We start from the raw sequence: 23168 nt of genomic DNA on the forward strand, positions 1-23168 counted from the left end.
GCCGCCCACTCGCGTTCCGCTGCGCGTGGGTATGCCGTTCGCCGCAATCCCATCCGCGCTGCGCGCGTAGAACGCACTCCGCGCTCCCGCCAGACCCAGCCAGCGGCGAACCGGCACACCCACGCTCCGCTGGGTGCCTCGGGTCGCCTAACGCTTCGGCTGGGTCAACGCTGCTCGCAGGCGGGCCTCGTTGACTCGCCAGAAGTCGTGCTGCTTGCCGTCGACCAGTGTCACCGGGATCTCCTCGGCGTATTTCTCCATCAGGTCGGGGCGCTCCAGGATGTTGAGCTCGTCGAAGGACTCACCCAGGTCTTCCGTGACCCTCGCGATGATCTGGCGAGCGTCGTTGCAGAGGTGGCAGCCGGGTTTGGCGATCAGGGTCACGCGCGGTTCGGGAGCCGGCACGGGGTCGGGAGGGGGCGGCATACTCGTCGGCTTCTAGAAAAAGACGGAACGGCGCTGCATGAGCAGGGAGTAGAGGGTCTGCTGGATGGTTTCGCGGACCTGGTCGGTGAGGTCGAAGACGAGCATCGGGTCGTCGGCGGAGGCCTTGCCGTGGCTGGCGGTCTCGATGGGGGCGCCGAACTCGATGATCCACTTGCTCGGGAGGGGGATGAGGCCGAGGGGTCCGAGGAGGGGGAAGGTCGGGGTGATCGGCGCGTAGGGGAGGCCGAGGAGGCGCGCGACCGTCTTCATGTTGCCGATGATCGGGGCGATCTCCTCAGCACCGACGACGGAGGTCGGGATGATCGGCACGCCGGCCTTGAGCGCGGCCGAGACGAACCCACCACGACCGAAGCGCTGCAGCTTGTAGCGCTCCTTGAACGGCTTGCCCACACCCTTGAAGCCCTCGGGGAAGACGCCGACGAGCTCGCCCTTGGCGAAGAGGCGGTCCACGTCGTCGCCGGTGGCGAGGGTGGACCCACCGCGACGCGCGAACGCACCGAGGAGGGGGGTCTGGAAGACGAGGTCGGCACCGAGCGCGCGCATGACGCGATGCTGCGGGTGCTCGTCGTGCACGGCCTGCGCGACCATGAGCGAGTCGATGGCGATGGTGCCCGAGTGGTTGCTCACGATGAGCGCACCACCCTCGGCGGGGATGTTCTCGAGCCCGCGAACCTCGACCCGGAACCAGTTCTTGTAGATGGGACGCAGCATCGGGAAGATGACGTTCTCGGCGAAGTGTTCGTCGTAGCCGAACTCGTCGACCGAGAAGTCGCCCTCGATGCGGCGGCGCAGGAAGGCCAGCGTCGCCGCGATCCGGCGCTCGATCTCGTCCGGAGACATGCCTGCACCCTGGGCCGCGATCCGCATGGCGGCGATCGAGGCACTCAACAGCTCGTCGATGCCCGGGACGGGCAGCGCCATGTCGGTCTGCGTCGCCGTCGGGTCGGGTGAAGGTCGCTTGGGCTCGGGCGGTGCCGCGACCCGCAGGTGGCGGCGAGCCGCTTCGTCGGCCGCACGCTTCGCGCGCGGACTCTGAGGGCGCTGCGGGCGTACGCCGGCCTGCTTCGAGGCCTTGGACGAGGGCTTCGTGCTGGCCGTCGGTCGCGGACGGTGGGCCGTGCGACCAGCCGCGGAGGCCGGGGACTTGGCGGCCTTCACTGCCTCACCCTTGGACGCTTTCGGCGTTGTGGAGGCTTTCGGCGTTTCGGCCGTGGTCATCACCGCTTGGGCGGACAGCAGTGGCGTCGAGCGGCGGCGCGCGCGTTCGCCCGAGGCCCGGGCCGCGCCGGCGGCCACGGACGAGGGCTTCTTCCTGGCCGCCGCGGTCGTCTTGCTCGTCGTCGTCTTGCTCGTCGTCGTCTTCTTCGTCGCCATCAGTGCTTCCCTCGACCCAGAACCTGTTGTGCCGCACCGAAGATCCCGCCGACGGCACCGGTGACGGCGTCGAACGAGGGATAGACCGGACTGACGGTGCGGGCGAAGTCCTCGAACGCTGCACGTGTCGAGAACGACGGGTTGAAACCGAACGACTCACGCATCGCGGTGGTGTCCATGCCCCGGCCGAAGGCGAGGAAGGACATCTGGTCGGGACTGAAGTCGACGAGGCCGAACCGCTTGCCGAGCCCACCGATGGTGCCGGCGGCCGCCAACGGCACCATGACCACGGGGCGGCGAGCGATCGCGGCAGCCTGCAGGACGGTGAGGACGCCGTCGCCGGCGAGGTTGATGACGCCGGTGGCCGAGCCGGTGACTCCGCGGGCCAGGGCGGCGATCGCGTCGTCCTCGTGGATGAACTGGAGTCGCGCGTCGAAGCCGAAGGGCACCGGGAGGACCGGCAGGTTGAAGTAGTCGGTGATCGAGGTGCGGATTCGCGGACCGATGATGTTGGCGAGGCGCAGTGTGAGGATCTCGGCGTCGGGCCGTCGGCGGGCGAAGCCGCGCACGTATCCCTCGACCTCGATGGAGTCCTTGCCGAACCCCGAGGACGGCAGCCGCCGAGCGCTCATCTCCTCGGTGAACATCGCGGGGTCGCGCGGCGTCGAGCCGTAGACCGCAGCGGTGGACTTCACGACGAGGCGCTTGACCGACGACGCCTTCTGGCACGCAGCGAGCAGCTGCATGGTGCCGATGACGTTGATCTCCTTCTGCGGGACACGGCCCCCGGCGAAGGTCGGCGTCGCGATGACGTTGGCGTGCACGACCGTGTCGACATCACCCTGGGCGATGACCTTGCCGATCATCGGGTTGCGGATGTCCGCGCGGATGAACTCCGCTCCCCCGATGTCGCGAGGCGGCGGGATGACATCGACGCCGATGACCTTGTCGACGCCGGGGTCGGCCGCGAGCCGCCGAGCGAGGACACCACCGACATAGCGGGACACCCCCGTCACGAGAACTACTTGGCCCACGGGCACTGCCTCTCTTGTTGGTCACGCACTTTCGTGCCCGACCCTACTTCCCGTCGCACTGTGACGGGAGGGGTTGGAGAGGCCTGTCACCCAGCAGCCCACGGGCTGGACGTGCAGCGGGAGGCGAGCGCGGGTCCCACGCTCTGCGTGGGCCGGCATACGCCGTCGTGAAATGTAGAACGGCCCCCGCCAGAAGGCGAGGGCCGATCACACGCGTCAGGAACGCGTCACTTCTTGTTGCGGCGCTGGTGGCGCGTCTTGCGAAGCAACTTGCGGTGCTTCTTCTTCGCCATGCGCTTGCGGCGCTTCTTGATCACTGAACCCATGAGCAGTCCTTGCTGATTGAGAGAATCGAAACGACGGGTGGACCAGCAGCTGCTGATCGGCCTGCGCGGCCGACCGGCGCGCGTGTGTCGAGGGGCAACACTACCGGCGCACGAGCCGAGCGCCCAAACGGGGCCGAAAACGGCGAAGGCCGGGCCTTGTCGGCCCGGCCTTCAGCGTTGGTTGCTGCTCGCTCACGCGGTGCCCATGTAGGACTCCCGGAGGTACTTCTGCACCTCGTCCTCGGGAACCCTGAAGGAACGACCGACACGCACGGCCGGAAGCTCGCCTCCGTGCACCATGCGATAGACGGTCATCTTCGACACGCGCATGATCGAGGCCACCTCGGCAACGGTGAGAAACCGCACCTCGGCAAAGCGTTCCTGAGACATCGCCACCTCGATCTTCTGCATGCTCGCATCGCCGACTTCCCCGTCGGCGTTCACTACGGGCGTGCAAGAAGCAACCATAGGGGCTGGTGTGACCATTGGGGAAGTCGTTGGAGCGGAATCTTTCCCAAGTCCAGCCGACACGCGGCCAAGTGGGGAGAAATCTGAGTCAGTCAAACCATGGGTCGAGGCCATGGAGCGGGAACACGGCTTGACGCGTTGCCAGGATCGCGGCGTCACCGGGGCGGTCCGGGTTGTGCCCCATCCCCCACGGTCGCACCCAGATCGGCAGGTCCTTCTCGGCGAGGTCACCCATGGTCGGAGGGCCCTCTCGACCGAACGTCTCGCGGACGTGGTCGAGCCATTCGGCGGGCACGGCCGTGGTCGAGGACACGGGGGCGTGGGCGGCGATGGCCGTGAGGTGCGCCCAGGAGCGCGGCACGACATCGACCAGCTCGTAGCCGCCACCGCCGAGCGCGACCCACTTGCCGCCTGCCTGGTCGTGGGCGAGGCGGTGCAGGCACTCATGGGCCCGCCGCTGGGCGTCGAGCGAAATGCTGAAGTGGGCGAGCGGGTCCTGACGGTGGCTGTCGCACCCGTGCTGGGAGACGAGCACGTCGGGATCGAAGGCAGCGACGACGTGCGGCACGACCGACTCGATGGCCCGCAGCCAGTCGGAGTCACCGGTGCCGGGCGGGAGTGCGACGTTGACGGCCGTGCCACGCGCATCGGGCCCGCCGATGTCGGCGGGCCAGCCGGTGCCCGGGAAGAGGGCGCGACCCGACTCGTGGATCGAGATGGTGAGGACGCGCGGGTCATTCCAGAAGATGCGCTCCACCCCGTCGCCGTGGTGGACGTCGATGTCGACGTAGGCCACCCGCTCGGCGCCGTGGTCGAGAAGCCATTGGATGCCGACCGCGATGTCGTTGTAGATGCAGAAGCCGGCCGCGTTGGTGGCCATCGCGTGGTGGAGGCCGCCGCAGTAGTTCACGCCGTGGTCGGCCTCGCCGCTCCACACCGCGTCGCAGACGTCGACGGTGCCCTGGACGATGCGGGCGCTGGCCTCGTGCATCCCCGCGAAGGCCGGGTCGTCCTCGGTGCCGAGACCGCGGCGCCCGTCCGCGCTGTCGGGATCGAGCGAGGCTGCTCGGACGGCGGCGATGTAGTCGCGGTCGTGGACGGTCGCGAGAAGGTCGTCGCTGGCCACACCCGGGCCGATGACCTCGACCTGGTCCAGGACCCCCAGGTTGTCGAGCAGGCGGGTGGTGAGGGCGAGCCTTGCGGGCCCCATCGGATGGGACGGCCCGAAGTTGTAAGCCGTGAACCCGTCGTCCCAGACGAGGCGCGTGCGATGAGCCATGTCGGGCACGCTACCCGGCGCACCCCCGATGAGCGTTAGCCTCGACCCGAACGTCCACCTGACGATGCGACATCGCCGTCAGTCATCAGGGTCAGTCATCAGCAGGAGGAAGCCTTGGGCGCCAAGAACAGCGATCTCGATGTGCTCGTGGTCGGTCTGGGTCGATTCGGCGGCGCTGCCGCCCTCGAGCTGCGCCGCCTGGGACACCGCGTCGTCGCCATCGAGAAGGACGGGTTCCTCGCCGAGAAGTTCCTCGGCCGGTTGAGCTCGATCATCCACGGCGACGCCAGCGACTCCGAGGTCATCCGCGACGCCAAGGCGTCCCGCTACAAGATCGCCATCGTCGGTGTGGGGTCCTCGATCGAGGCGTCGGTGTTGGCGTCGGCCAACCTCGTCGACCAGGGCATCCCCGACATCTGGGCCAAGGCCATGTCACCCGAGCACGCGCGCATCCTCGACCGGATCGGCGTCCAGCACATCGTGCGCCCCGAGGCCGACACCGGACGCCGCGTCGCGCACCTCGTCGGCGGCAAGCTGCAGGACTACATCGAGTTCGACGACGGGTTCGCCATCGTCAAGATGCGCCCGCCGACCGAGGCCATCGGCTTCACGCTGGAGCAGAGCAAGCTGCGCAGCAAGTACGGCGTGACGATCGTGGGCGTCAAGGCCCCCGGTGAAGACTTCACGTATGCCGTGCCCTCGACGAAGGTCTCGGCCCACGACACGCTCATCGTCAGTGGTCCCACAGAACTGTTGGAGCGTCTCGCCGCTCGACCCTGACCGCCGAGAGGCGACCCAGCAGCCCGGCTTCAGAAGTCGGTGGGTACTGACCCGCGGTCGCCGCCGAGCGCGAGCACCATGGCGACCTCGTCCTCGTCGTTCTCGCTGACGACCCGCATGGGACGACGCTTGCCGGTGGGCCGGAACCCGAACCCGCTGGCGAACGCGACGGCGCGGCCGTTGTCGCTGCCGACCCAGTAGGCAAGCTGCGACTGGCCCTGCTCGCGGGCAAGGTTGGCGCCGGCGCGCACGAGGGCACTGGCCACGCCGCTGCCGCGGGCTTCGGGGCTGACCCAGAGGCCGAAGAGCTCGGAGGTGTTGGGGTTGTCGTCGCTCGAGCGGCCCACGCTGACGATGCCGAGCTGGCTGTCCTGGCGTTCGGCGATGAGGCGGGCCGAGCGGTTCATCCGCTGGCGCCACAGGTCCTCGTCGAAGGCTTCTTCATCCGCGACGGTGGCCACGAAGGCTTCGGGCGATTCCCGCAGAGCGGTCAGTCGCGTGTCGCGGTACTGCTGCCAGTCCTCCTCGCCCAACGGGCGCACGCTGATGTCACTCATGCCTCCACTGTCTCTGACGACACCGGCGGGCGGCAAGCCGGGTCCACCGCGACGGCATACCCGATCTCCTTGATCCCGCCGTAGAGCGGGTTGTCCCAGCTGGTGCCGGTGGGAGCGAAGCCGTGCCGCTCGTAGAGGCGCTGGGCGGGGAGGTTCTCCTGGGCGACTTCGAGGTGGACGCGGACGTAGCCGTCCTGACCTGCGGCGTCGAGGGCCGCAGCGACGAGGAGGTCGCCCACACCGCGTCCGCGCACGGACGCCGAGACCCACATTCCGATGAGGTAGATCTCGTCGTCGGGCTGGTCGGCGCCGTGCCAGATGGAGACCGTGCCGACGGGTCGGTCGTCGACCATCGCGAGGAACACACGCATCGAGGTGAGTCGTGCGAGCCAGGACTCGTCCGAGTAGGCCGCGCTCACGGCATACGTGTTCGCGAAGGCCCGTGGGGTGTCGAGGAGCGCGGCGAGGCGCACGTCGCGATAGGTGCGCCAGTTGTCCTCGGTGACGGGGACGACGCTGGCCGGGCCCTTCGGGTCAGCCACCGGACAGCTCCCGCGAGCGAACCGCGGCTGCCTCCATCGCGGTGACGAAGGCGGCCCGGACCTTGTGGTCGTCGAGGACGCGCAGAGCGGCAGCCGTCGTGCCGCCGGGCGAGGTGACCTGCTCGCGGAGCACCGTCGGGTGCTGACCGGTCTCTCGGAGCATCGTCGCCGCGCCGTAGAGCGTCTGGGTGACGAGCTCGGTGGCGGTGGCACGCGGCATACCGAGGACGACGCCCGCCTCGATCATCGCTTCGACGACGTAGAAGATGTAGGCCGGTCCGCTGCCGGAGATCGCCGTGACCGCGTCGAGTTGCTTCTCGGGGACCTCGGTGACCTTGCCGGTTGCGGCGAGGAGCTCGATGGCGTGGGCGAGCTGGTCGGGCATGCAGTGCTTGCCACCGCTCACGGCGGCCATGCCTTCGTCGACGAGGGCGGGGGTGTTGGGCATGACGCGGACGACGGAGCGCCCCTCGGCGAGACGGCTCTCGATGAACTCGGTCGTGATGCCGGCGGCGAGGCTGACGACGAGGTTCCCGTCGGCGACGTGGGGGCTGATCTCGTCGAGCAGTGCGGCCATGTCCTGCGGCTTGACGACGAGCACGAGGGTGTCGGCACCTGCCGCGGCCTCGACGTTGCTGACGGCGCGCACGCCGTACTTCTCCGTCAGCTCGGCGGCGCGCTCGGCGCGTCGCTCGGTGATGACGAGCTCGTCAGCCGGGCGACCGGAGCGCAGCAGACCCGAGAGCAAGGTTTCGCCCATGACACCAGCACCGAAGATCGCAACCGTTCCCATGTCGCGAGACTAAGCCCTCGTCACGTCGCGCTTCACGTGCGTTTCATCGCCGGGTATGCCGCCCGCCCGCCTCTCGCGGGCAGCTCCGCCCTTGGAGACGAGGTTGCGCAGGAAGAGATCTCGTGTGTGGACCTCCGCGGCACTCAGACCTTGGAGACGAGACTGCGCAGGAAGAGATCTCGTGTGTGGACCTCCGCGGCACTCAGCCCTTGGAGACGAGGTTGCGCAGGAAGAGATCTCGTGTGTGGACCTCCGCGGCACTCAGCCCTTGGAGACGAGACTGCGCAGGAAGAGATCTCGTGTGTGGACCTCCGCGGCACTCAGCCCTTGGAAACCAAACTGCGCAGGAAGAACTGCAGGTTGGCGGGGCGCTCGGCCATGCGGCGCATGAGGTAGCCGTACCACTCCTCGCCGAAGGGCACATAGACGCGCATCTGGTGTCCGCGGTCGGCGATGCGGGTCTGCTCGTCGGGGCGGATGCCGTAGAGCATCTGGAACTCGTAGGAGTCGGGTTCGCGTCCGTGGCGGCTCGCGAGCGCCCGGGCGATGTCGATGAGGCGCGGGTCGTGGCTGGCGATCATCGGGTAGCCGTCGCCCTCCATGAGCACCTTGAGGCAGCGCACGTAGGAGAGGTCGACATCCCCGGCGTCCTGGTAGGCGACCGAGGCCGGCTCCTTGTAGGCGCCCTTGCACAGTCGGACCCGGCTGCCCGCAGTGGCGAGGTCACGACAGTCGGCCTCGGTGCGGTGGAGGTAGGACTGGACGACGGCCCCGGTGCTGGGGAAGTCCTTGCGCAGCTCGGCGAGGATCCCCAGCGTCGAGTCGGTCGTCGTGTGGTCCTCCATGTCGAGGGTGACCGTGGTGTCGGCGTCCTTGGCGATCTCGCAGATGCGGCGGGCGTTGTCGAGGGCGATCTGCTCGCCGTCCTGGGGCAGCGCCTGGCCGACGGCGCTGAGCTTGACGCTCACCTCGGCGGCTCCGAACTGCGTCAGGTCACGTGCCTTGAGCGCCCGCAGCAGGCCGACGTAGGTGTCGACGGTGTGGGCGGCCTGACCGGCGTCGAGCGTGTCCTCACCGAGGTAGTCGATGGTCACCATGCGGTTCGTCGCGCGCAGCTCGGCGGCCGCACTGACCGCATGGGCCACATCGGTCCCCGGCACGTAGCGCTGCACGACGGAGCGGCTCACCGGCGCCTTCTCGATCGTGCTGCGCACGAGCGAGGAGTCGGACAGGTGCAGGAGACTGGAGCGAAGCAGGTCTGAGGCATCCACGAGCGTCAGGCTATCCGCTCCAGTCCCCCGCCGGTCACGCCCCCTTCGGCGTCACGTGGAAGGCGCCGAAGGCCACTTCGTGACCGGCACTGTCCAGCACGACGAGCGTGTCCATCCCGTTCTTGACCGACGCGGGCAGGATGAGCTCGATCGTGTCGTCGAGGGTGGCGAAGTGCCAGCCGAGGGGCTGGCCCGTGCCGTTGACGTAGAGGAAGTACCACTGGCCGTAGGCGAGCCCGTCTGCCTCGAGGAGCTGGCCCGCACGGTACTTCCGGTCGAGCCCGAGGTTGATCGGCGAGGTGAGTCCGTCATAGTCCTTGCGCGTCAGGGTCGGCGTCGTCGTGGGCATGGTGGGCTTGGCCTCCAGCGTCACGGTGACTCCATCGACGACCTGACTCACGGCCTGCGCCCCATTGGCCGCCGTGGCCGAGAAGCCCGCGACGGTGACCTGGCCGGAGTCGACCTGGGCCTGGGTGAGGACGATCGACGCATTCGACGAGACGGACTGTCCGAGCCCGAGGGTCGTCGCCGGGATGTCCGCCCCGGTGACGACGAGGTCGGTGAGCGAGACGTTGCCCGCGTTGCCGACCGTGCGGGTGACGTCGATGCGGTCACCGGCACTCGCAAAGCGGTCACCATCCACATCGACGAACACCGGGGTGACAAGTCCGTCGAGGCCCGGCTGGCGGACCTTGAGGTCGATCTCTCCGCCGTCGATGGCGTAGTTCACGGTGGTCTTGCCGGTCGCCGTGACCGTCCAGGCGGAGCTGGCACGGAAGAAGCCGGCGTCGGCCTCATCCTGGGTCACGAGGTGACGAGGCGTGGTGCAGGCGTAGCTGCCGCCGATGGCGAGGTTGGTGAAGCGGCAGTTGCCACCACCCGGCGGGACGAAGGGAGCGAACGTGCCACTCGTCGGCGCGACCGTCTCGACGAACGGCGACGTGTTCGCGACGTTGAACGTGTAGGGAAGCTGTTCACCGGCCACATACGGCGTCGTCGCCAGATCCCTTGTGCCATCGGCTCGCTGGCCCGCGATCGAGGCTCCGAGGCCAATGCCCGCGGGGTTGCGCAGGAAGACCGGCGCGCCGGCGAAGGAGACCGTCTTCGTCACTGTTGAATCCGTGGTGGACGTGATCGTGAACGTCGCCGTCGGCGTGAAGAAACCCTTGGCGACATCGGCTGCCGTCACGGTGTGGCGGGGAGTCGTGCACGTGTATGCCGCACCCGCCGCCAACGTGAGGAACCGGCAGTTGGGTGCCGTGGGAGGGAGGAACCCGGAGTCGAACGAACCCGACACGGGCACGGACGCGGCGGTCACGTTGGAGGTCGACGTCACGTTGAGCGAGTAGGCCACCTGCTCGCCCACGGCATACGGGTTCGCGACGACGTCGCGGGCTGCCGCTGATCCGGTGATCGTCAGGCCGACCTGCTGAGCACCTTGCGCGGTGACGACCACGCCGTAGTGCGACGTGCGTCCGTCGGCGGCCGTGAAGGTCGCGTCGAGACGGGTTGCGCCGGTGGCCGTCCTTGAGGCCGTCAGGGGAACGGTGACCGTGGCAGAGGCGCCGGGAGCGATGGTCGGGACGGTGACCGCCGGAGCGGACCAACCGGTGGGGGTGGCGATCGTCGCCGAACCACCCTCGAGGGGGGTCGCCTCCTGGTTGGTGATCGTCAGCGGCACCTGGGTGGTCGAGCCAGCCTGGACGGTGCGGTCGGGCGTCGACACCGGGGCGCAGACGTAGTTGAGCCACGCGTCGTCGAAGGCCGCGAAGGTCAGGTCGTCGGTGTAGTTGCCCTCGTAGAAGACGCCGATCCGACCGGAGTCGAGGCGAGTGGCGGTCGAGTAGGCCGAGAAGCCGGACCGCAGGCTGCGCAGTCCCGTCCAGGTGGCACCGTCGTCGCAGGAGACCCGGGCCGACACGTTCACCCGGTCGACCTGGCTGGCGGAGTTGGTGAAGAGGAGCTTCTTGGCCTCGGGGCTGCCCTGCGCTGCGTCGGGGAAGAGCCGGGTGATCGAGCCGTTGTTCGTCGGGTCGATGAGCTGTCGGTCGACCGTGACGGGGCCATAGGTCTGGCCACCATCCGTCGAGATGGCGACCTTGCGGAAGTGACCGTTGGAGCTGTCACGCGAGTTGAGCATCACGCGGCCATCGGAGAGCTCGACCGTCTTGTTCTCGTCCATGGCGGTGCCGACGGGAGCCCCCTTCTGCCACGTCACTCCGTGGTCGTCGGAGTAGGCGCTCCACGACTGGATGACATCAGTGCCGTTGGACTGGCGGACGTAGCCCGCGTACTGCTGGACCAGCCGCCCGGCGTGGGCGCCGTAGCGGAGCTGGATGCCCTCACCCGAGGACGCGAACATCGAGCGCACGTCTCCGATCTGGGGGTTGGTCTTGCTCGTGCCCGGCTTGACGACGTCGGTGATGAGGCGTGGCGTGCTCCACGTCAGCCCGGCGTCATTGGACTCGACGACGGCGGCGCTGATGACGTTGCGGTCAGCGTCATCGTTGCCGAACTGACTGGCGGCGAAGCCGGCGTCCTTGGAGTAGACGAAGAAGGCGAAGACCTTGCCGGCCTCGTGGTCGACGACGTAGCTCGGGTCGCTGTAGCCGTACTTGCCACTGGTCGCGTCACCGGCAAAGCCTGCAGCGATCGTCGACATGGGACCCCAGGTCCGGCCGCCGTCGGTGCTGCGCCGCTGCACGATCGAGTTGGGGTTGGGTGCGTCGGCGGAGCTCCCCGGGCGGGCGTCCCATGCCGAGACGACCACACCGTTGCCGAGGTGGGCGAGAGCCGGGATCCGGTAGAAGAAGTTGGCAGGCGTGCGGTCCGCCGCAAGGTTCTGCTCGCTGTAGGTGCCTGGCGCGGAGGTGGGTGGCAGCGGCGAGATCGGCGTGGCCGCGGCCTGGCTCACCGCGCCGGTCAGGGTGGCTGTCGTCAGGGCCGCACAGGCAAGGGCGGCAGTGGCACAGCGAGCAAGGGCTGACATCGAGATCCTCCGGGGCTGCCGAGGAGCGCCGTCGCTCCCCGCGTTCCGGACAACCTAGGACGTCATATGTCCGATGTCTAGACCTATGGAGTCCTGCGCCGCAGAGTGAGACTGCCCAGCGCCAGGGCGAGGGCGATCGCACCGACGATGATCCCGATGTCGCTCGCCACGTCGCCGAGCGGATCGGCAACCGCCGCGATCGTGCGCATCGCGTCCACGGCATACGACAAGGGCAGGAAGTCCGAGATCGCCGACAGGACCGACGGCAGCGAGTCGCGCGGGACGAGGAGGCCGCAGAGCAGGAACTGCGGCAGGACGAGCGCCGGCATGAACTGGACGGCCTGGAACTCGGTGGAGGCGAAGCCGCTGACGAGCAGGCCGAGAGCCGTCCCGAGGAGCGCATCGCAGACTGCCACGACCACGAGGAGCCACGTCGGTCCAGCGACGTCGAGGTCGCACACCCAAACGGCGAATCCCGTTGCCACGAGGGCCTGCACGACCGCCATGACGCCGAAGGCGAGGGCGTAGCCGAGCATGAAGTCGCCTTTGCCGAGCGGTGTCGTGAGCAGGCGCTCGAGGGTCCCCGAGGTGCGTTCGCGCAACGTGGCGACGCTCGTCACGATGAACATGACGACGAACGGGAAGACACCCAGAAGGGCGGCCCCGACCCGGTCGAAGACCGGCGTGCCGTCGAAGATCCAGGCCAGCAGCCCGATGAGCACGCACGGCACGACGAGCATCAGCGCGATGGTCCGGCGATCAGCGCGGAGCTGGCGCAGGATGCGGGCGGCCGTGGCAAGAGTGATGCGGGGGTTCATGACCGGTCTCTTGACGTGGCGGCTGCCTGGTCGACGAGGGCGAGGAAGGCCTGCTCGGCATCGGGGGCACCGGTGCGGGCGAGCAGTTCCTGGAGGGTGGAGTCGCTGAGGATCACGCCTTCGCGCAGGAGAAGGAGTCGGTCGCACCGGGTGGCCTCATCCATGACGTGGCTCGACACGAGGAGCGTGCGCCCTTCATCGTGCGCGAGCCGACGGAAGAGGTCCCAGAGGTCGCGCCGCAGGACGGGGTCAAGGCCCACGGTCGGCTCGTCGAGGACGAGGAGCTCGGGGTCACCGACGAGGGCGGCGGCGAGGGAGACCCTGGAGCGTTGCCCGCCGGAGAGGTTGCCGACCGAGGCATCGGCGTGGCTGGCGAGGTCGACGGCATCGATGGCTCGGTCGACGGCGTCCTTGGGCGCACCCAGCACCTTGGCGAAATAGGCGAGGTTGTGGCGCACCGAGAGGTCGGCATAGACGCTCGGCGACTGCGTGACATAGCCGACGCGATGGCGCAGGCTCGCCGATCCGGCAGGCTCGCCGAGCACGGTCACGCTGCCCGAAGCGACCTTCTGCACGCCGACGATGGCGCGCATGAGAGTGGACTTGCCGCCACCACTGGGGCCGAGCAGGCCCACGACCTGACCAGCGGGCACGGTGACGTTGAGGTCGGGCAGCACGTCGCGCTCACCGCGGACCACGCGCAGGTGCTCGACGACGATCGCGTCCGCCTGGCTGTTCGTGGGAAGGGGGGCGTTTTTCATCATGTGATGAATTTAGACCCGACGGGTCGTCGAGCACAACCCTTGCCGCCCACCTGATCGTCTTCGGCAGTGCTCAGGGGTGAGACGGGACGAGGTGCTCCTGGAGGGTGGGGCCGAGGATGGCCACGATCTCCTCGACGGTCGCGTCGGCGAGGGCGGGGATCTTCACGACGTAGCGCAGCACGCCCATGCCGATCAGCTGGGCGGCGCCGAGGGCTGCGCGCAGTTCCACCGCCGAGGCCTCGCCCGCCTCGACGCCCTCACTGATCCGCTCGATGAGACGCACGAAGATCTCGCGTCCGACGAACTCCCGCACCATGCGTGCGTGCTCCTCGTTGGCCGCAGCGGCAGCGAACATCGCCGCGAACCGCTGCCGACCGACAGGGTTGTCCCAGACCGAGAGGAAGACCCGGACGAGCCCCTCCCCCAGCTCGGCCCGCGGCACCGTGACGAGGCGGTCGATGAGCTCGGACGGGTCCGCCGGGAACGCGAGCACCTCGGCGAAGAGCTCGGCCTTGCCATCGAAGTAGTGGTGCACGAGCTTGGCATCGACCCCGGCCTCACGCGCGATGCCCCGCAGTGACGTCCCGTCATAGCCCCTCTGGGCGAACTCGGCCCTGGCGGCGGCGATGATCGCGGCGCGCGTGTCCTCTCCCCCGGGCCGTCGGCCTCGCGGGCTCACGAGGCGCCCCCGTCCTCGTCCCCATCCCCGAGCGCGGCCGCAAGGTGGAGGCGACAGAACGCGAGCGACTCGGCCAGGGCCATCTCACGTTGCTCGATGGACAGTCGACGAGTCGACACCTCGACCACGATGGATCCAGCAAAGCCGTTGTGCACCAACCGATCCAGCACTTCGGCACACGGTTGCGAGCCGCGCCCAGGAACGAGGTGTTCGTCCCTCATCGACCCGAGGCCGTCGGCCAGGTGCAGGTGGGCCAGGCGCGGCCCGAGTGCCTCCACCATGGCCAGCGCGTCGGAGCCAGCCGTCGCGGTGTGCGACAGGTCGAGCGTCACGTGGTCGTAGGGCTGAGGCACGGGATCCCAGTGCGGGAGGTAGGCCTCGATCTCGCGTCCGCCCACGCGCCACGGGAACATGTTCTCGACGGCGAGGGTGATGCCCGAGTCGTTCTCGCGCATGGCGATCCCGTCGGTGAAGTCGCGGGCGTACTCCTTCTGCCACCGGAACGGCGGGTGCAGGACGACCGTCTGGGCCCCGACGTCGTGGGCGAGCTCGAGGGAGCGGTCGACCTTGCCCCAGGCGTCGACGCCGAAGATCCGCTGGCTGATGAGCAGGGTGGGTGCGTGGATCGAGACGATGGGCATCTCGTGCAGGTCCGACAGCGCGCGAAGTGCTCCGGCCTCCTGGGTCACCGGGTCCGTCCAGACCATCACCTCGACGCCGTCGTAGCCCAGCCGGGCGGCGTGCTGGAACGCGGCGGCGCAGTTCTCCGGATAGACCGACGCCGTGGAGAGCGCGACCGGAATGTCGGGGATGGACACGGCGTCGTCGGCGCCCATCAGTGCATGCCGTCGAGCCTGCGCAGGATGATGCCCTCGCGCAGCGCCCAGGGGCAGATCTCCAGGCGGTCGACACCGAGCAGGTCCATCGTGGCGGACGCCACGATGCCGCCAGCCAGGAGCTGGTGGGCTCGGGACGCAGAGACCCCCGGTAGCGAAGAACGCTGTGCCGCAGGCATGGTCGCGATCTTCGGAAGGATCGAGTCGAGAGCCTCACGCTCGAGGTAGCGGGCGGCATACATGCCCTCAGAGCTCGGAACGGCGCCGGTGATGCGCGCAAGGGAACGCATCGTCTTGGACGTCCCGACGACCCGGTCCGCGTGCCCTGCCTTGGTGATGGGACGCAGCTCGCGCGCGATCGTCGCGCGCACGTGTTTGCGCGCGGCCCGCACGGCCTCGACTCCGGGAGGGTCACCCGGCAGGTGGTCGCGCGTGACGCGACCAGCCCCCAGCGGCAACGAGATGGCGACGTCAGGGTCCTCGTCCATGCCCTGGGCGATCTCGAGGGAGCCACCGCCGATGTCGGCCACGAGCAGGGTCCCGGCTGACCAGCCGAACCAGCGACGAGCCGCCAGGAAGGTCAGGCGCGCCTCGTCCTCACCCGACAGCACGTCGAGGACGACGCCGGTGCGTTCCTTGACCTCGGCGAGCACCTCGTCGCCGTTGGGGGCCTCGCGGATGGCGCTCGTGACGAAGCCCATGAGGTCCTCGACGCCCTGGTCCTCGGCAACGGTCAGGCACTCCGCGACGAAGTCGGCGAGCTGCTCACGACCCGCGTCGTCGATCTCGCCAGTGTCCGTGACGTGTTCGGACAGGCGCAGCTCCCTCTTGTGGGAACTCGTCGGCAGGGGCTGGGCGCCCAGGTGTGCATCAACCACGAGGAGGTGCACGGTGTTGGAACCCACGTCGATGACACCTAGCCGCATGGTGCAACGGTAGTCGGCCTCAGCAACATAGGGTGAGCCGGTGGCTGAGACTCCGCTCGACATCCCCCGCACCTGGGTGGAGTTCACCGACCCCGGCGACTCCGGTCAGCGGTTCCGCTGCGACCTCACCTGGCTGACCTCGCGATGGACGTGCATCTTCGGGTCCGGCTGCGAGGGCATCTACGCCGATCGCCCCGACGACGGGTGCTGCACCCTTGGCGCCCACTTCTCCGACGACGCCGACCTCAACCGGGTCGCCGCCGTCGTCGAGGAGCTCGGCGAGGACGAGTGGCAGCTGCGCCCCGATCGCAAGAACCCCACCAAGGTCTCGGCCTGGACCGAGCTCGAGGACGGCGCCCGCAAGACCAAGGTCGTCGACGGCGCCTGCATCTTCCTCAACCGCCCCGGCTTCCCGGCGGGAGCCGGGTGCGCCCTGCACCAGCACGCCGTCCTCACCGGAAAGCCGCCGCACACCCAGAAGCCCGACGTCTGCTGGCAGCTGCCGATCCGCCGCACCTTCCGCACCGTCGAGCAGACCGACGACACGAGCTACCTCGAGGTCTCGATCGGCGAGTACGACCGTCGCGGCTGGGGCCCCGGCGGGCACGACCTCGACTGGTACTGCTCCAGCAACCCCGAGGCCCACGTCGGCGCCGAGCCGGTCTATCGCAGCAACCGGGCCGAGCTCGTCGAGCTCATGGGCCAGGGCGCCTACGACGAGCTCGTCGTTCGCTGCGAGGCCCACCTGGCCGCGGTCAAGGCGCTGCGCACGCCCGCATCACGTCGACTCCTGCCTTTGTTCGTGCACCCGGCGACGATCGCCGCCGGCACCCCCGCCCTCCGCAAGGGCCACTGACCCTCCTTTGCCGAGGCACACCTTCTCGAGTGGCGGGCCTGCGACACAGACCCAACACTGGGGAGAACTGGCCAGCTGTCCGGGCGGCCTGGAGCAAAGGAAGCTCATGAAGATCGTCAACCGCTCACTTCTCGGAGCTCTGGCCGCCGCCACCGTTGTCGTCGTCAGTTCACCCGCGGCGCACGCCAACAGTTTCCAGGACCGCCCGATGTTCGGCGGCTACTACAGTTACAGCGACGGCGGCGACCAGTTCTGCGTCCAGGCCAAGTCGGGAACCGGCATCGTGCTCGACGTGACGTTGCGCCCCGACAGCCAGCCAACCCGTGGTCCGGTGATCACCTTCGCCGTGTCTCCCGGCGCGAAGGTGTGCCGGAGTCTCGCCACGGCCTACGAGGACACCTACTACCGCATGCGGGTCGTCGTGCGTGGCTCGATCCCCGTCATCGAGAAGATCGACCACTTCTACAGCTGAGCCCTTCTCCAGCTGATCGCGGCGGAACGTCAGGGGCGCAGGTCGAGGGCGAGGTCGAGGATGGGGCTGGAGTGGGTCAGCCCACCGACACTGAGGTAGTCCACCCCGGTCGCCGCGTAGTCGGCTGCCACCTCGAGGGTCAACCCTCCCGTGGCCTCGAGCTCGACGGTCTCACCGGTCGCTCGCACAACGTCCACCGTGGACCGCAGCAGGTCCGTGGACATGTTGTCGCACAACAGGAACCGCGCTCCAGCCTCCACTGACTCGAGTGCCTCTTCCGCTGTGGTCACCTCGACCTGGACCGGCACGTCCGGGAACTGCTGACGAACAGCGGCGTATGCCGCCTTGAGACTTCCCGCTGCCAGCTTGTGGTTGTCCTTGATCATGGCGACGTCGTAGAGACCCATGCGCTTGTTGGTCCCGCCGCCGGCGCGGACGGCGAACTTCTCGAGCGCGCGCAGGCCCGGAGTTGTCTTGCGGGTGTCGAGCACCGTTGCGCCAGAACCTTCCAGGACGTCGGCCCAGCGGCGGGTGTGCGTTGCGACGCCCGACAGACGGCTGATGATGTTGAGGAGGGTGCGCTCCGCGATCAGCGTGACCTGCGTCGAGCCGTGCAGCTCGGCGATGACGTCACCGCGCCTGACTCGGGTGCCGTCGACGACCAACACCTCGACCTCGACCGGGGCCGCACCGAGCCGAGTGGCCACTGCGTCCAGAGTCAGGGCGATGACGTCGACGCCGGCCACGACGCCGTCCTCGCGAGCGATGACCCCTGCTCGTGTCATCTGGGTTGCCGGAATCGTCGCCATCGTCGTCACGTCCACGCCGTCGGGCCCGCCGAGGTCCTCATCGAGCGCGCCCGTGACGACGCGACGGGCGTCCTCGACCGGGAAGGCGAGGTCGGATGACGAGGACGAGCTCACGGCATACTCCGTTCGGTCACGGTGACGGTGCGATCAGGTGAGACGGTCACGCTCTGGCGCACGAGCCAACGGGCGTCGTCGCGCTCGGGGAAGTCACTGCGCACGTGCCCGCCCCGGGTCTCCTCGCGTCGGTGGGCCAGCTCGGTGAGGGCCTGGCCGAGGTGCAGGAGGTTGGTCGTCTCCCACGTCTTGGGACCCGGCTCGGCCGTCGACGGTGGCAGCGCGGCGAGGTCCGCGAGCTCCGCAGCCGTGGCGGCGGTCGACTCGGCAGAGCGCACCGGTCCCGATCCAGCAGTCATGGCGCGCTGCACGGTCAAGCGCTGCGAGTTGTCGAGCAGCGCACCTGGGCCCGCCTCGGCCCCGCCGGCCCGCTCCGGCGTCACCGGCTGCGGCTCGGGGAGTTCGCCGGCCGCGATCCGCGCAGGGATGTCGGAGGCGATGCGACTCGCGAAGACGAGGCCCTCGAGGAGGCTGTTGGACGCGAGGCGGTTGGCGCCATGGACTCCTGTGCAGGAGCACTCGCCACAGGCATAGAGCCCCGGCAGGGACGAACGCCCGCGCAGGTCGGTCTCGATTCCACCGGAGGCGTAGTGCTGGGCCGGCGCCACCGGCAGCAGGTCGGTCGCCGGGTCGAAACCCAGCGAGCGGCAGGACGCGACGATCGACGGGAAGCGCTCCTCGAGGAACTCCGCGCCGAGATGGCGGGCGTCGAGGAAGACGTGGTCGGTGTCCTGCTCGCGCATCGTCTGGAGGATGGCACGGGCCACGACATCGCGCGGCGCCAGGTCGGCGAGCTCGTGCCGGCCCTGCATGAAGCGGTTGCCGGCGGCATCGACCAGGAACGCACCCTCGCCGCGCACCGCCTCGGAGATGAGCGGCTGCTGCCCGGTCGAACCCTCGCCGAGGAAGAGCACCGTCGGGTGGAACTGGATGAACTCGAGGTCGGTCATCCGCGCTCCGGCACGCAGCGCGGCAGCCATGCCGTCGCCGGTGGCCACGGGCGGATTCGTCGTGGACGTGTAGATCTGGCCGAGCCCACCGGTGGCCAGGACAACAGCACGGGCGTATGCCGCCCCCACCCCGTCGAGCTGTCCCTCACCGATGACGTGGAGCGTGACCCCGTTGATGGTCCCGTTGTCGTCGTCCAGCAGGTCGACGACGAGAGCATGCTCGACGACCTCGATGCCCGGGTCGTCGCGGACGCGGTCGAGTGCGGCGATGAGGGCACGCGAGATCTCGCGGCCCGTGGCGTCGCCGCCGGCGTGCGCGATCCGGTCGCGGTGGTGCCCACCCTCACGGGTCAGCTTGATCTCGCCCTCGGCGTCCCGGTCGAACTCGGCACCGAGCGCCACGAGCTGACGGACGCGGTTGGGGCCTTCGGTGACGAGGGCCTCGACGGCGGCCCGGTCGCACAGGCCGACACCAGCGACGAGGGTGTCCTCGAGGTGCTCCTGCGGCGAGTCCTCAGGGTCGAGCGCTGCAGCGATTCCGCCCTGCGCCCAGGCCGTCGAGCCCTCGTCGAGCACCGTCTTGGTGACGAGCAGGACGCGGTCGACCCGTTCCCGGAGCCGCAGGGCGCAGGTGAGGCCGGCGATGCCCGAGCCGACGACGATGACGTCGGCCGACGTCGTCCAGCCGGGCGCCGGTGCGGCGAGCGCACGGGGAAGCCGAAGGCTCGCGGGAGCAGCCGGCATACCGGCGCCATCTGGCCCCGAGAAGGTGGAGGTCACCCGTGTGAGCGCTTCGTGACGGCCGACGTCATGAGGCCATAACCCTCGGGCACATCGCCCCCGTCGTCGCCGACCTCGACGATCTTGTTGTCCTTGTCCACGAAGACCACGTGGGGGTCATGGGCGCGCGCGTCCTCGTCGGACATCGAGGCGTAGGCGATGATGATGACGGTGTCGCCGGGGCTGATGAGCCGGGCCGCCGCACCGTTGATGCAGACGATGCCGGAACCGCGCTCGCCCTCGATGGCGTAGGTCGTGAGGCGGTTGCCGTTGTCGACGTCGACGACGTCAACCTGCTGTCCGGGCAGGAGGTCGGCCGCCTCCATGAGGTCCAGGTCGATCGTCAACGAGCCGACGTAGTGCAGGTCGGCCTGCGTCACCGTCGCGCGATGGATCTTGCTGTGCAGCATGTAGCGGTACATCAGTAGGACTCCTGGTCGAGGTGCGCGTTCAGCTGGCCGGACGGGCGGGGATGCCCGGGGTGACGGGCTTCGAGAAGACGTCGAGTCTCCCACCCCCGGGACCCACGAGGATCGGGGTGTTGTCGATGAGGCGGGTCGTGCCCACGCGGGCGGCGATCGCGAGGAGTGCCTCTCCGCGGTACCACTCCGGGACGTCCTGCAGGGTGCTCGGGTGGACGAGGACGAGGTAGTCGACAAGGGCAAGCGGCTCCTCGACGAGGACCTCTCGGGCCGCTCGGCGAATGGCGGACGGACCATATGCCGAGGCGTCGGCTCCCGCGGTCAGCGCGCGGCTCAGGCAGAGGGCGACCTCGCGGTCGGACTCGGTGAGGTAGGTGTTGCGGCTGCTCAGCGCCAGACCGTCGTCCTCGCGCACGGTCGGGACGGAGACGACCTCGACGGGGAAGTCGAGCTCGCGCACCATGCGGCGGATGAGGAGGAGCTGCTGCGCGTCCTTCTGTCCGAAGAGCGCGCGCGAGCCTCCGGTGAGGTGGAGCAGCTTGGCGACGACCGTGAGCATGCCGTCGAAGTGGCCGGGTCGTGACTTGCCCTCGAGGACGTCACCGAGGGGGCCAGCCGAGATCCGCACGCCCGGGTCGCCGTCGGGGTAGACGACGTCGGGTGTCGGCGCGAACACGATGTCCACACCGGCCGCCGTGGCGATCCGCATGTCGTCGTCGAACGTGCGCGGATAGCGCGACAGGTCCTCCTTGGGCCCGAACTGCAGGGGGTTGAGGAAGATCGTGAGGATGACGTATTCGGCGCTGGCGCGGGCCTCGCGCAGCAGCTGGGCGTGACCCTCGTGGAGGGCGCCCATCGTCATGACGACGGCGACGTCGGTGCTCGACAGTGCCGCGCGGGCCGCGCGCAGCTCGTCCCGGGTGCTCACGACGACCGGTGTCGCTGTGGAGGGTTCGGTCACATCGGCTTGGGTCACGAGGTGGGCTCCTGGTCGGCGAGGGTGTCGAGGAGGGGTTCGGCTGCGGACGGCTGGAGCCGCCCGCTCTCAAGCGCACGCACCGCGGTGGCTCGGGCCAGGGCGACGTAGGTGGTCCTGATCTCGGGCGAGATCCGCTCCAGCTCACGAAGGTGCCTGCCCACGGTACTCACATCGCCACGCGCAACGGGCCCGGTGAGCGCTGCGTCACCGAGTCGCAGGGCGTTGTCGAGGGAAGCGCGGACGAGAGGCCCCAGGACGGCGCGCGGTTCCTCGACGCCAGCGGCGGCCAGGACCTCCATGGCCTCGGCGATGAGCGTCACGAGGTGGTTGGAGCCGTGGGCCAGGCCTGCGTGGTAGGCCGCCCGCTGGTCCTCCGCGATCCAGACCGGCTCGCCTCCCATCTCGACGACGAGCGCCTCCGCCATGGGCCGCAACGCGTCGGGTCCGGTGATGCCGAACGCGCACTCGTCGAGCCGCCCCAGGTCAAGGGCCGTCCCGGTGAACGTCATCGCCGGGTGGATGGCGACCGGGAGGATGTGGGCGCTCAGGGCCGGCCGCAGGATGTCGGTCCCGTAGCGACCGCTCGTGTGCACGACGATCTGCCCGGCCTGCCACGTGTCGGTCGCCGCGAGCCCGGCGACGAGCTCCGCGAGGGCATCGTCCGGGACGGCGAGCAGCACGAGGTCGGCGCCATCGATGACGCCATGGATGTCCTTGACCGGAACGCCGGGCAACAGCTCGGCGGCACGTTCACGACTCTCGTCACTCACGGCATACACGGCATGGACCTTGTGGCCAGCGCGAGCGAGCGCGGCCCCCAGGACCGCGCCGACGCGACCGGCGCCAATGACGCCGATGGAGAGGCGGGCTGGATGGGTCACGCCCCAAACCTAGGCCTTGGGTGCCTGAGCGGCCCCGGCAGGCGCCACCCGACCAGATTTTGGCCAGGCGACCGGGCAGACGTGGTCGCCTCGTCACAAGGTGCTCGTCCCGGGCCACGGGTGCGCGGGGTCAGATGGCAGCGACGAACTTGGCCGAGCGGCTCCGCAGCCCCTCGATGCGGCGCGCGATGAACTGCTCCCGCGCTGTCGGGTCGTCGGAGCCGAGCTCGGTGAACGTCGGCTTGCGGCGCACGTTCTTCGAGCAGATGAACTCCGTGCAGATCAGCGTGCCGACCGTGTCGCCCTTGCGCCCGGCAGCCCCGCCCCGCTTGGCGACATACAGGCTCACGTCCTGCGTCTCGATCGGGTCCTCGCACCAGGCGCAGATCGCGCTCCGTCGTCGACCTCCCAGCGCAGTGGCCGGGGGTGCAGCGCGCAGGATGACGCCGGTCGCCACGTCATCGATCACGACCACGGCGTAGCCGAGCGGCCGTTTGCTGTCGCGCCACCCGAGGTATTCCAGCCGGTCCCAGTCGAGGCTCTCGAGGTCGGGCAGACTCGCCTGGGACACCTCACGCTTCGAGGCATTGACGAAGCTGTTGCGGATCTCGTTCTCGGTCAAGGGGTTCACGTGCATCGAGTCTGCCTCCGCTCCCCGCGAGATGCGAACGGATTTCGGCCCTACGTCGCAGTGAAGCCCAGCCAGGTCAGCACCGGAACCAGACATCCCACCAGGAGCACCCACGGCAGATCACGCCGCCGTCCTTGGGTGAGGGCGCGACCGAGGGCCAGGCCGAGCACGACGATGACGGCCATCAGCGCGCCACCCACGGCCAATGCCCACGTACCTTCCCCGTCGTTCCACGTCGCATCGCCATCCCACCAGCCGCGGTCAGCGCCAAAGGTGGTGGCGCCGACGAGGAAAACGACGAGTGGCACGACGGCAAGTGGCGTCATCACGATGGCAAGCACGATCGCTCGCCACACCACTCCCCCAACGCGCCCCATGCCGTGATCCTAGG

26 protein-coding genes are annotated in these 23168 nt (G+C 69.2%); 3 read left to right on the forward strand and 23 right to left on the reverse strand.

Features of this window, described 5'->3' with window-relative positions:
• Window positions 1-147: 147 nt before the first annotated feature.
• From JNB_RS09155 to JNB_RS09175, 6 genes are all read right to left on the reverse strand, one after another.
• Window positions 148-426 carry a glutaredoxin family protein gene (locus tag JNB_RS09155; RefSeq protein WP_009776163.1) on the reverse strand — a complete coding sequence of 93 codons (279 nt, stop codon included), beginning with the start codon at window positions 424-426 and terminating at the stop codon, window positions 148-150.
• A 12-nt stretch (window positions 427-438) separates the two neighbouring features.
• Window positions 439-1821 (reverse strand): lysophospholipid acyltransferase family protein, encoded by a 1383-nt coding sequence (locus JNB_RS09160; RefSeq protein WP_009776164.1) that lies wholly within the window; start codon window positions 1819-1821, stop codon window positions 439-441.
• Entirely contained in the window at window positions 1821-2837 is a 1017-nt protein-coding gene (locus JNB_RS09165; protein ID WP_237700634.1) for an NAD-dependent epimerase/dehydratase family protein, read from the reverse strand. Before JNB_RS09165 ends, JNB_RS09160 begins: the two co-directional genes overlap by 1 nt.
• Window positions 2838-3082: 245 nt before the next feature.
• On the reverse strand, window positions 3083-3181 hold the full coding sequence (locus JNB_RS20935) for a 30S ribosomal protein bS22 (protein ID WP_003792170.1): 99 nt from the start codon (window positions 3179-3181) through the stop codon (window positions 3083-3085).
• A 192-nt stretch (window positions 3182-3373) separates the two neighbouring features.
• Window positions 3374-3571: a helix-turn-helix domain-containing protein gene (locus tag JNB_RS09170; protein ID WP_040884494.1), complete on the reverse strand. Its 198-nt coding sequence runs from the start codon at window positions 3569-3571 to the stop codon at window positions 3374-3376.
• Window positions 3572-3737: 166 nt separating this feature from the next.
• On the reverse strand, window positions 3738-4928 hold the full coding sequence (locus JNB_RS09175; protein WP_009776167.1) for an acetoin utilization protein AcuC: 1191 nt from the start codon (window positions 4926-4928) through the stop codon (window positions 3738-3740).
• A 114-nt stretch (window positions 4929-5042) separates the two neighbouring features.
• Between JNB_RS09175 and JNB_RS09180 the strand changes: the two genes are divergently transcribed.
• Window positions 5043-5708 carry a TrkA family potassium uptake protein gene (locus JNB_RS09180; protein WP_009776168.1) on the forward strand — a complete coding sequence of 222 codons (666 nt, stop codon included), beginning with the start codon at window positions 5043-5045 and terminating at the stop codon, window positions 5706-5708.
• A 29-nt stretch (window positions 5709-5737) separates the two neighbouring features.
• Here the strand turns inward: JNB_RS09180 and JNB_RS09185 are convergent, their stop codons facing one another.
• From JNB_RS09185 to JNB_RS09230, 10 genes are all read right to left on the reverse strand, one after another.
• Entirely contained in the window at window positions 5738-6265 is a 528-nt protein-coding gene (locus tag JNB_RS09185) for a GNAT family N-acetyltransferase (RefSeq protein WP_009776169.1), read from the reverse strand.
• Entirely contained in the window at window positions 6262-6807 is a 546-nt protein-coding gene (locus tag JNB_RS09190) for a GNAT family N-acetyltransferase (RefSeq protein WP_009776170.1), read from the reverse strand. Before JNB_RS09190 ends, JNB_RS09185 begins: the two co-directional genes overlap by 4 nt.
• Window positions 6800-7600, reverse strand: a complete 801-nt coding sequence (proC, locus tag JNB_RS09195; protein ID WP_009776171.1) for a pyrroline-5-carboxylate reductase — start codon at window positions 7598-7600, stop codon at window positions 6800-6802. The genes JNB_RS09190 and proC overlap by 8 nt, the downstream gene beginning before the upstream one ends.
• Before the next feature lie 320 nt (window positions 7601-7920).
• Entirely contained in the window at window positions 7921-8871 is a 951-nt protein-coding gene (locus JNB_RS09200) for a proline dehydrogenase family protein (RefSeq protein WP_009776172.1), read from the reverse strand.
• A gap of 34 nt (window positions 8872-8905) precedes the next feature.
• Entirely contained in the window at window positions 8906-11860 is a 2955-nt protein-coding gene (locus JNB_RS09205; protein WP_009776173.1) for an exo-alpha-sialidase, read from the reverse strand.
• Window positions 11861-11943: 83 nt separating this feature from the next.
• Window positions 11944-12678: an ABC transporter permease gene (locus tag JNB_RS09210; RefSeq protein WP_009776174.1), complete on the reverse strand. Its 735-nt coding sequence runs from the start codon at window positions 12676-12678 to the stop codon at window positions 11944-11946.
• Window positions 12675-13442, reverse strand: a complete 768-nt coding sequence (locus JNB_RS09215; protein ID WP_009776175.1) for an ABC transporter ATP-binding protein — start codon at window positions 13440-13442, stop codon at window positions 12675-12677. The genes JNB_RS09210 and JNB_RS09215 overlap by 4 nt, the downstream gene beginning before the upstream one ends.
• 70 nt (window positions 13443-13512) lie before the next feature.
• Entirely contained in the window at window positions 13513-14121 is a 609-nt protein-coding gene (locus tag JNB_RS09220) for a TetR family transcriptional regulator (protein ID WP_009776176.1), read from the reverse strand.
• Window positions 14118-14957 (reverse strand): sugar phosphate isomerase/epimerase, encoded by an 840-nt coding sequence (locus tag JNB_RS09225; protein WP_009776177.1) that lies wholly within the window; start codon window positions 14955-14957, stop codon window positions 14118-14120. Before JNB_RS09225 ends, JNB_RS09220 begins: the two co-directional genes overlap by 4 nt.
• Window positions 14957-15883, reverse strand: a complete 927-nt coding sequence (locus tag JNB_RS09230) for a Ppx/GppA phosphatase family protein (protein WP_009776178.1) — start codon at window positions 15881-15883, stop codon at window positions 14957-14959. The genes JNB_RS09225 and JNB_RS09230 overlap by 1 nt, the downstream gene beginning before the upstream one ends.
• Window positions 15884-15923: 40 nt before the next feature.
• Here JNB_RS09230 and JNB_RS09235 point away from each other — a divergent pair, with 40 nt between their 5' ends.
• Both JNB_RS09235 and JNB_RS09240 read left to right on the forward strand, forming a co-directional pair.
• Complete coding sequence (locus JNB_RS09235) at window positions 15924-16739, forward strand: hypothetical protein (protein ID WP_009776179.1); 816 nt, start codon at window positions 15924-15926, stop codon at window positions 16737-16739.
• A 106-nt stretch (window positions 16740-16845) separates the two neighbouring features.
• Window positions 16846-17211 (forward strand): hypothetical protein, encoded by a 366-nt coding sequence (locus JNB_RS09240; RefSeq protein ID WP_009776180.1) that lies wholly within the window; start codon window positions 16846-16848, stop codon window positions 17209-17211.
• A 29-nt stretch (window positions 17212-17240) separates the two neighbouring features.
• Here the strand turns inward: JNB_RS09240 and nadC are convergent, their stop codons facing one another.
• From nadC to JNB_RS09275, 7 genes are all read right to left on the reverse strand, one after another.
• Window positions 17241-18134 carry a carboxylating nicotinate-nucleotide diphosphorylase gene (nadC, locus tag JNB_RS09245; protein ID WP_009776181.1) on the reverse strand — a complete coding sequence of 298 codons (894 nt, stop codon included), beginning with the start codon at window positions 18132-18134 and terminating at the stop codon, window positions 17241-17243.
• Window positions 18131-19828, reverse strand: a complete 1698-nt coding sequence (locus JNB_RS09250; protein ID WP_009776182.1) for an L-aspartate oxidase — start codon at window positions 19826-19828, stop codon at window positions 18131-18133. Before JNB_RS09250 ends, nadC begins: the two co-directional genes overlap by 4 nt.
• 32 nt (window positions 19829-19860) lie before the next feature.
• Entirely contained in the window at window positions 19861-20286 is a 426-nt protein-coding gene (gene panD / locus JNB_RS09255) for an aspartate 1-decarboxylase (RefSeq protein ID WP_009776183.1), read from the reverse strand.
• A gap of 28 nt (window positions 20287-20314) precedes the next feature.
• Complete coding sequence (gene panC, locus JNB_RS09260) at window positions 20315-21262, reverse strand: pantoate--beta-alanine ligase (protein ID WP_009776184.1); 948 nt, start codon at window positions 21260-21262, stop codon at window positions 20315-20317.
• Window positions 21259-22146, reverse strand: coding sequence for a Rossmann-like and DUF2520 domain-containing protein (locus JNB_RS09265; RefSeq protein WP_009776185.1), 888 nt, complete (start codon window positions 22144-22146; stop codon window positions 21259-21261). The genes panC and JNB_RS09265 overlap by 4 nt, the downstream gene beginning before the upstream one ends.
• Window positions 22147-22276: 130 nt before the next feature.
• Entirely contained in the window at window positions 22277-22783 is a 507-nt protein-coding gene (locus JNB_RS09270; protein ID WP_009776186.1) for an FBP domain-containing protein, read from the reverse strand.
• Window positions 22784-22827: 44 nt separating this feature from the next.
• Window positions 22828-23154 carry a hypothetical protein gene (locus JNB_RS09275; protein WP_040883675.1) on the reverse strand — a complete coding sequence of 109 codons (327 nt, stop codon included), beginning with the start codon at window positions 23152-23154 and terminating at the stop codon, window positions 22828-22830.
• Between the last annotated feature and the right edge of the window lie 14 nt (window positions 23155-23168).

This window comes from Janibacter sp. HTCC2649, from assembly GCF_000152705.1.
Lineage (GTDB): Bacteria > Actinomycetota > Actinomycetes > Actinomycetales > Dermatophilaceae > Knoellia.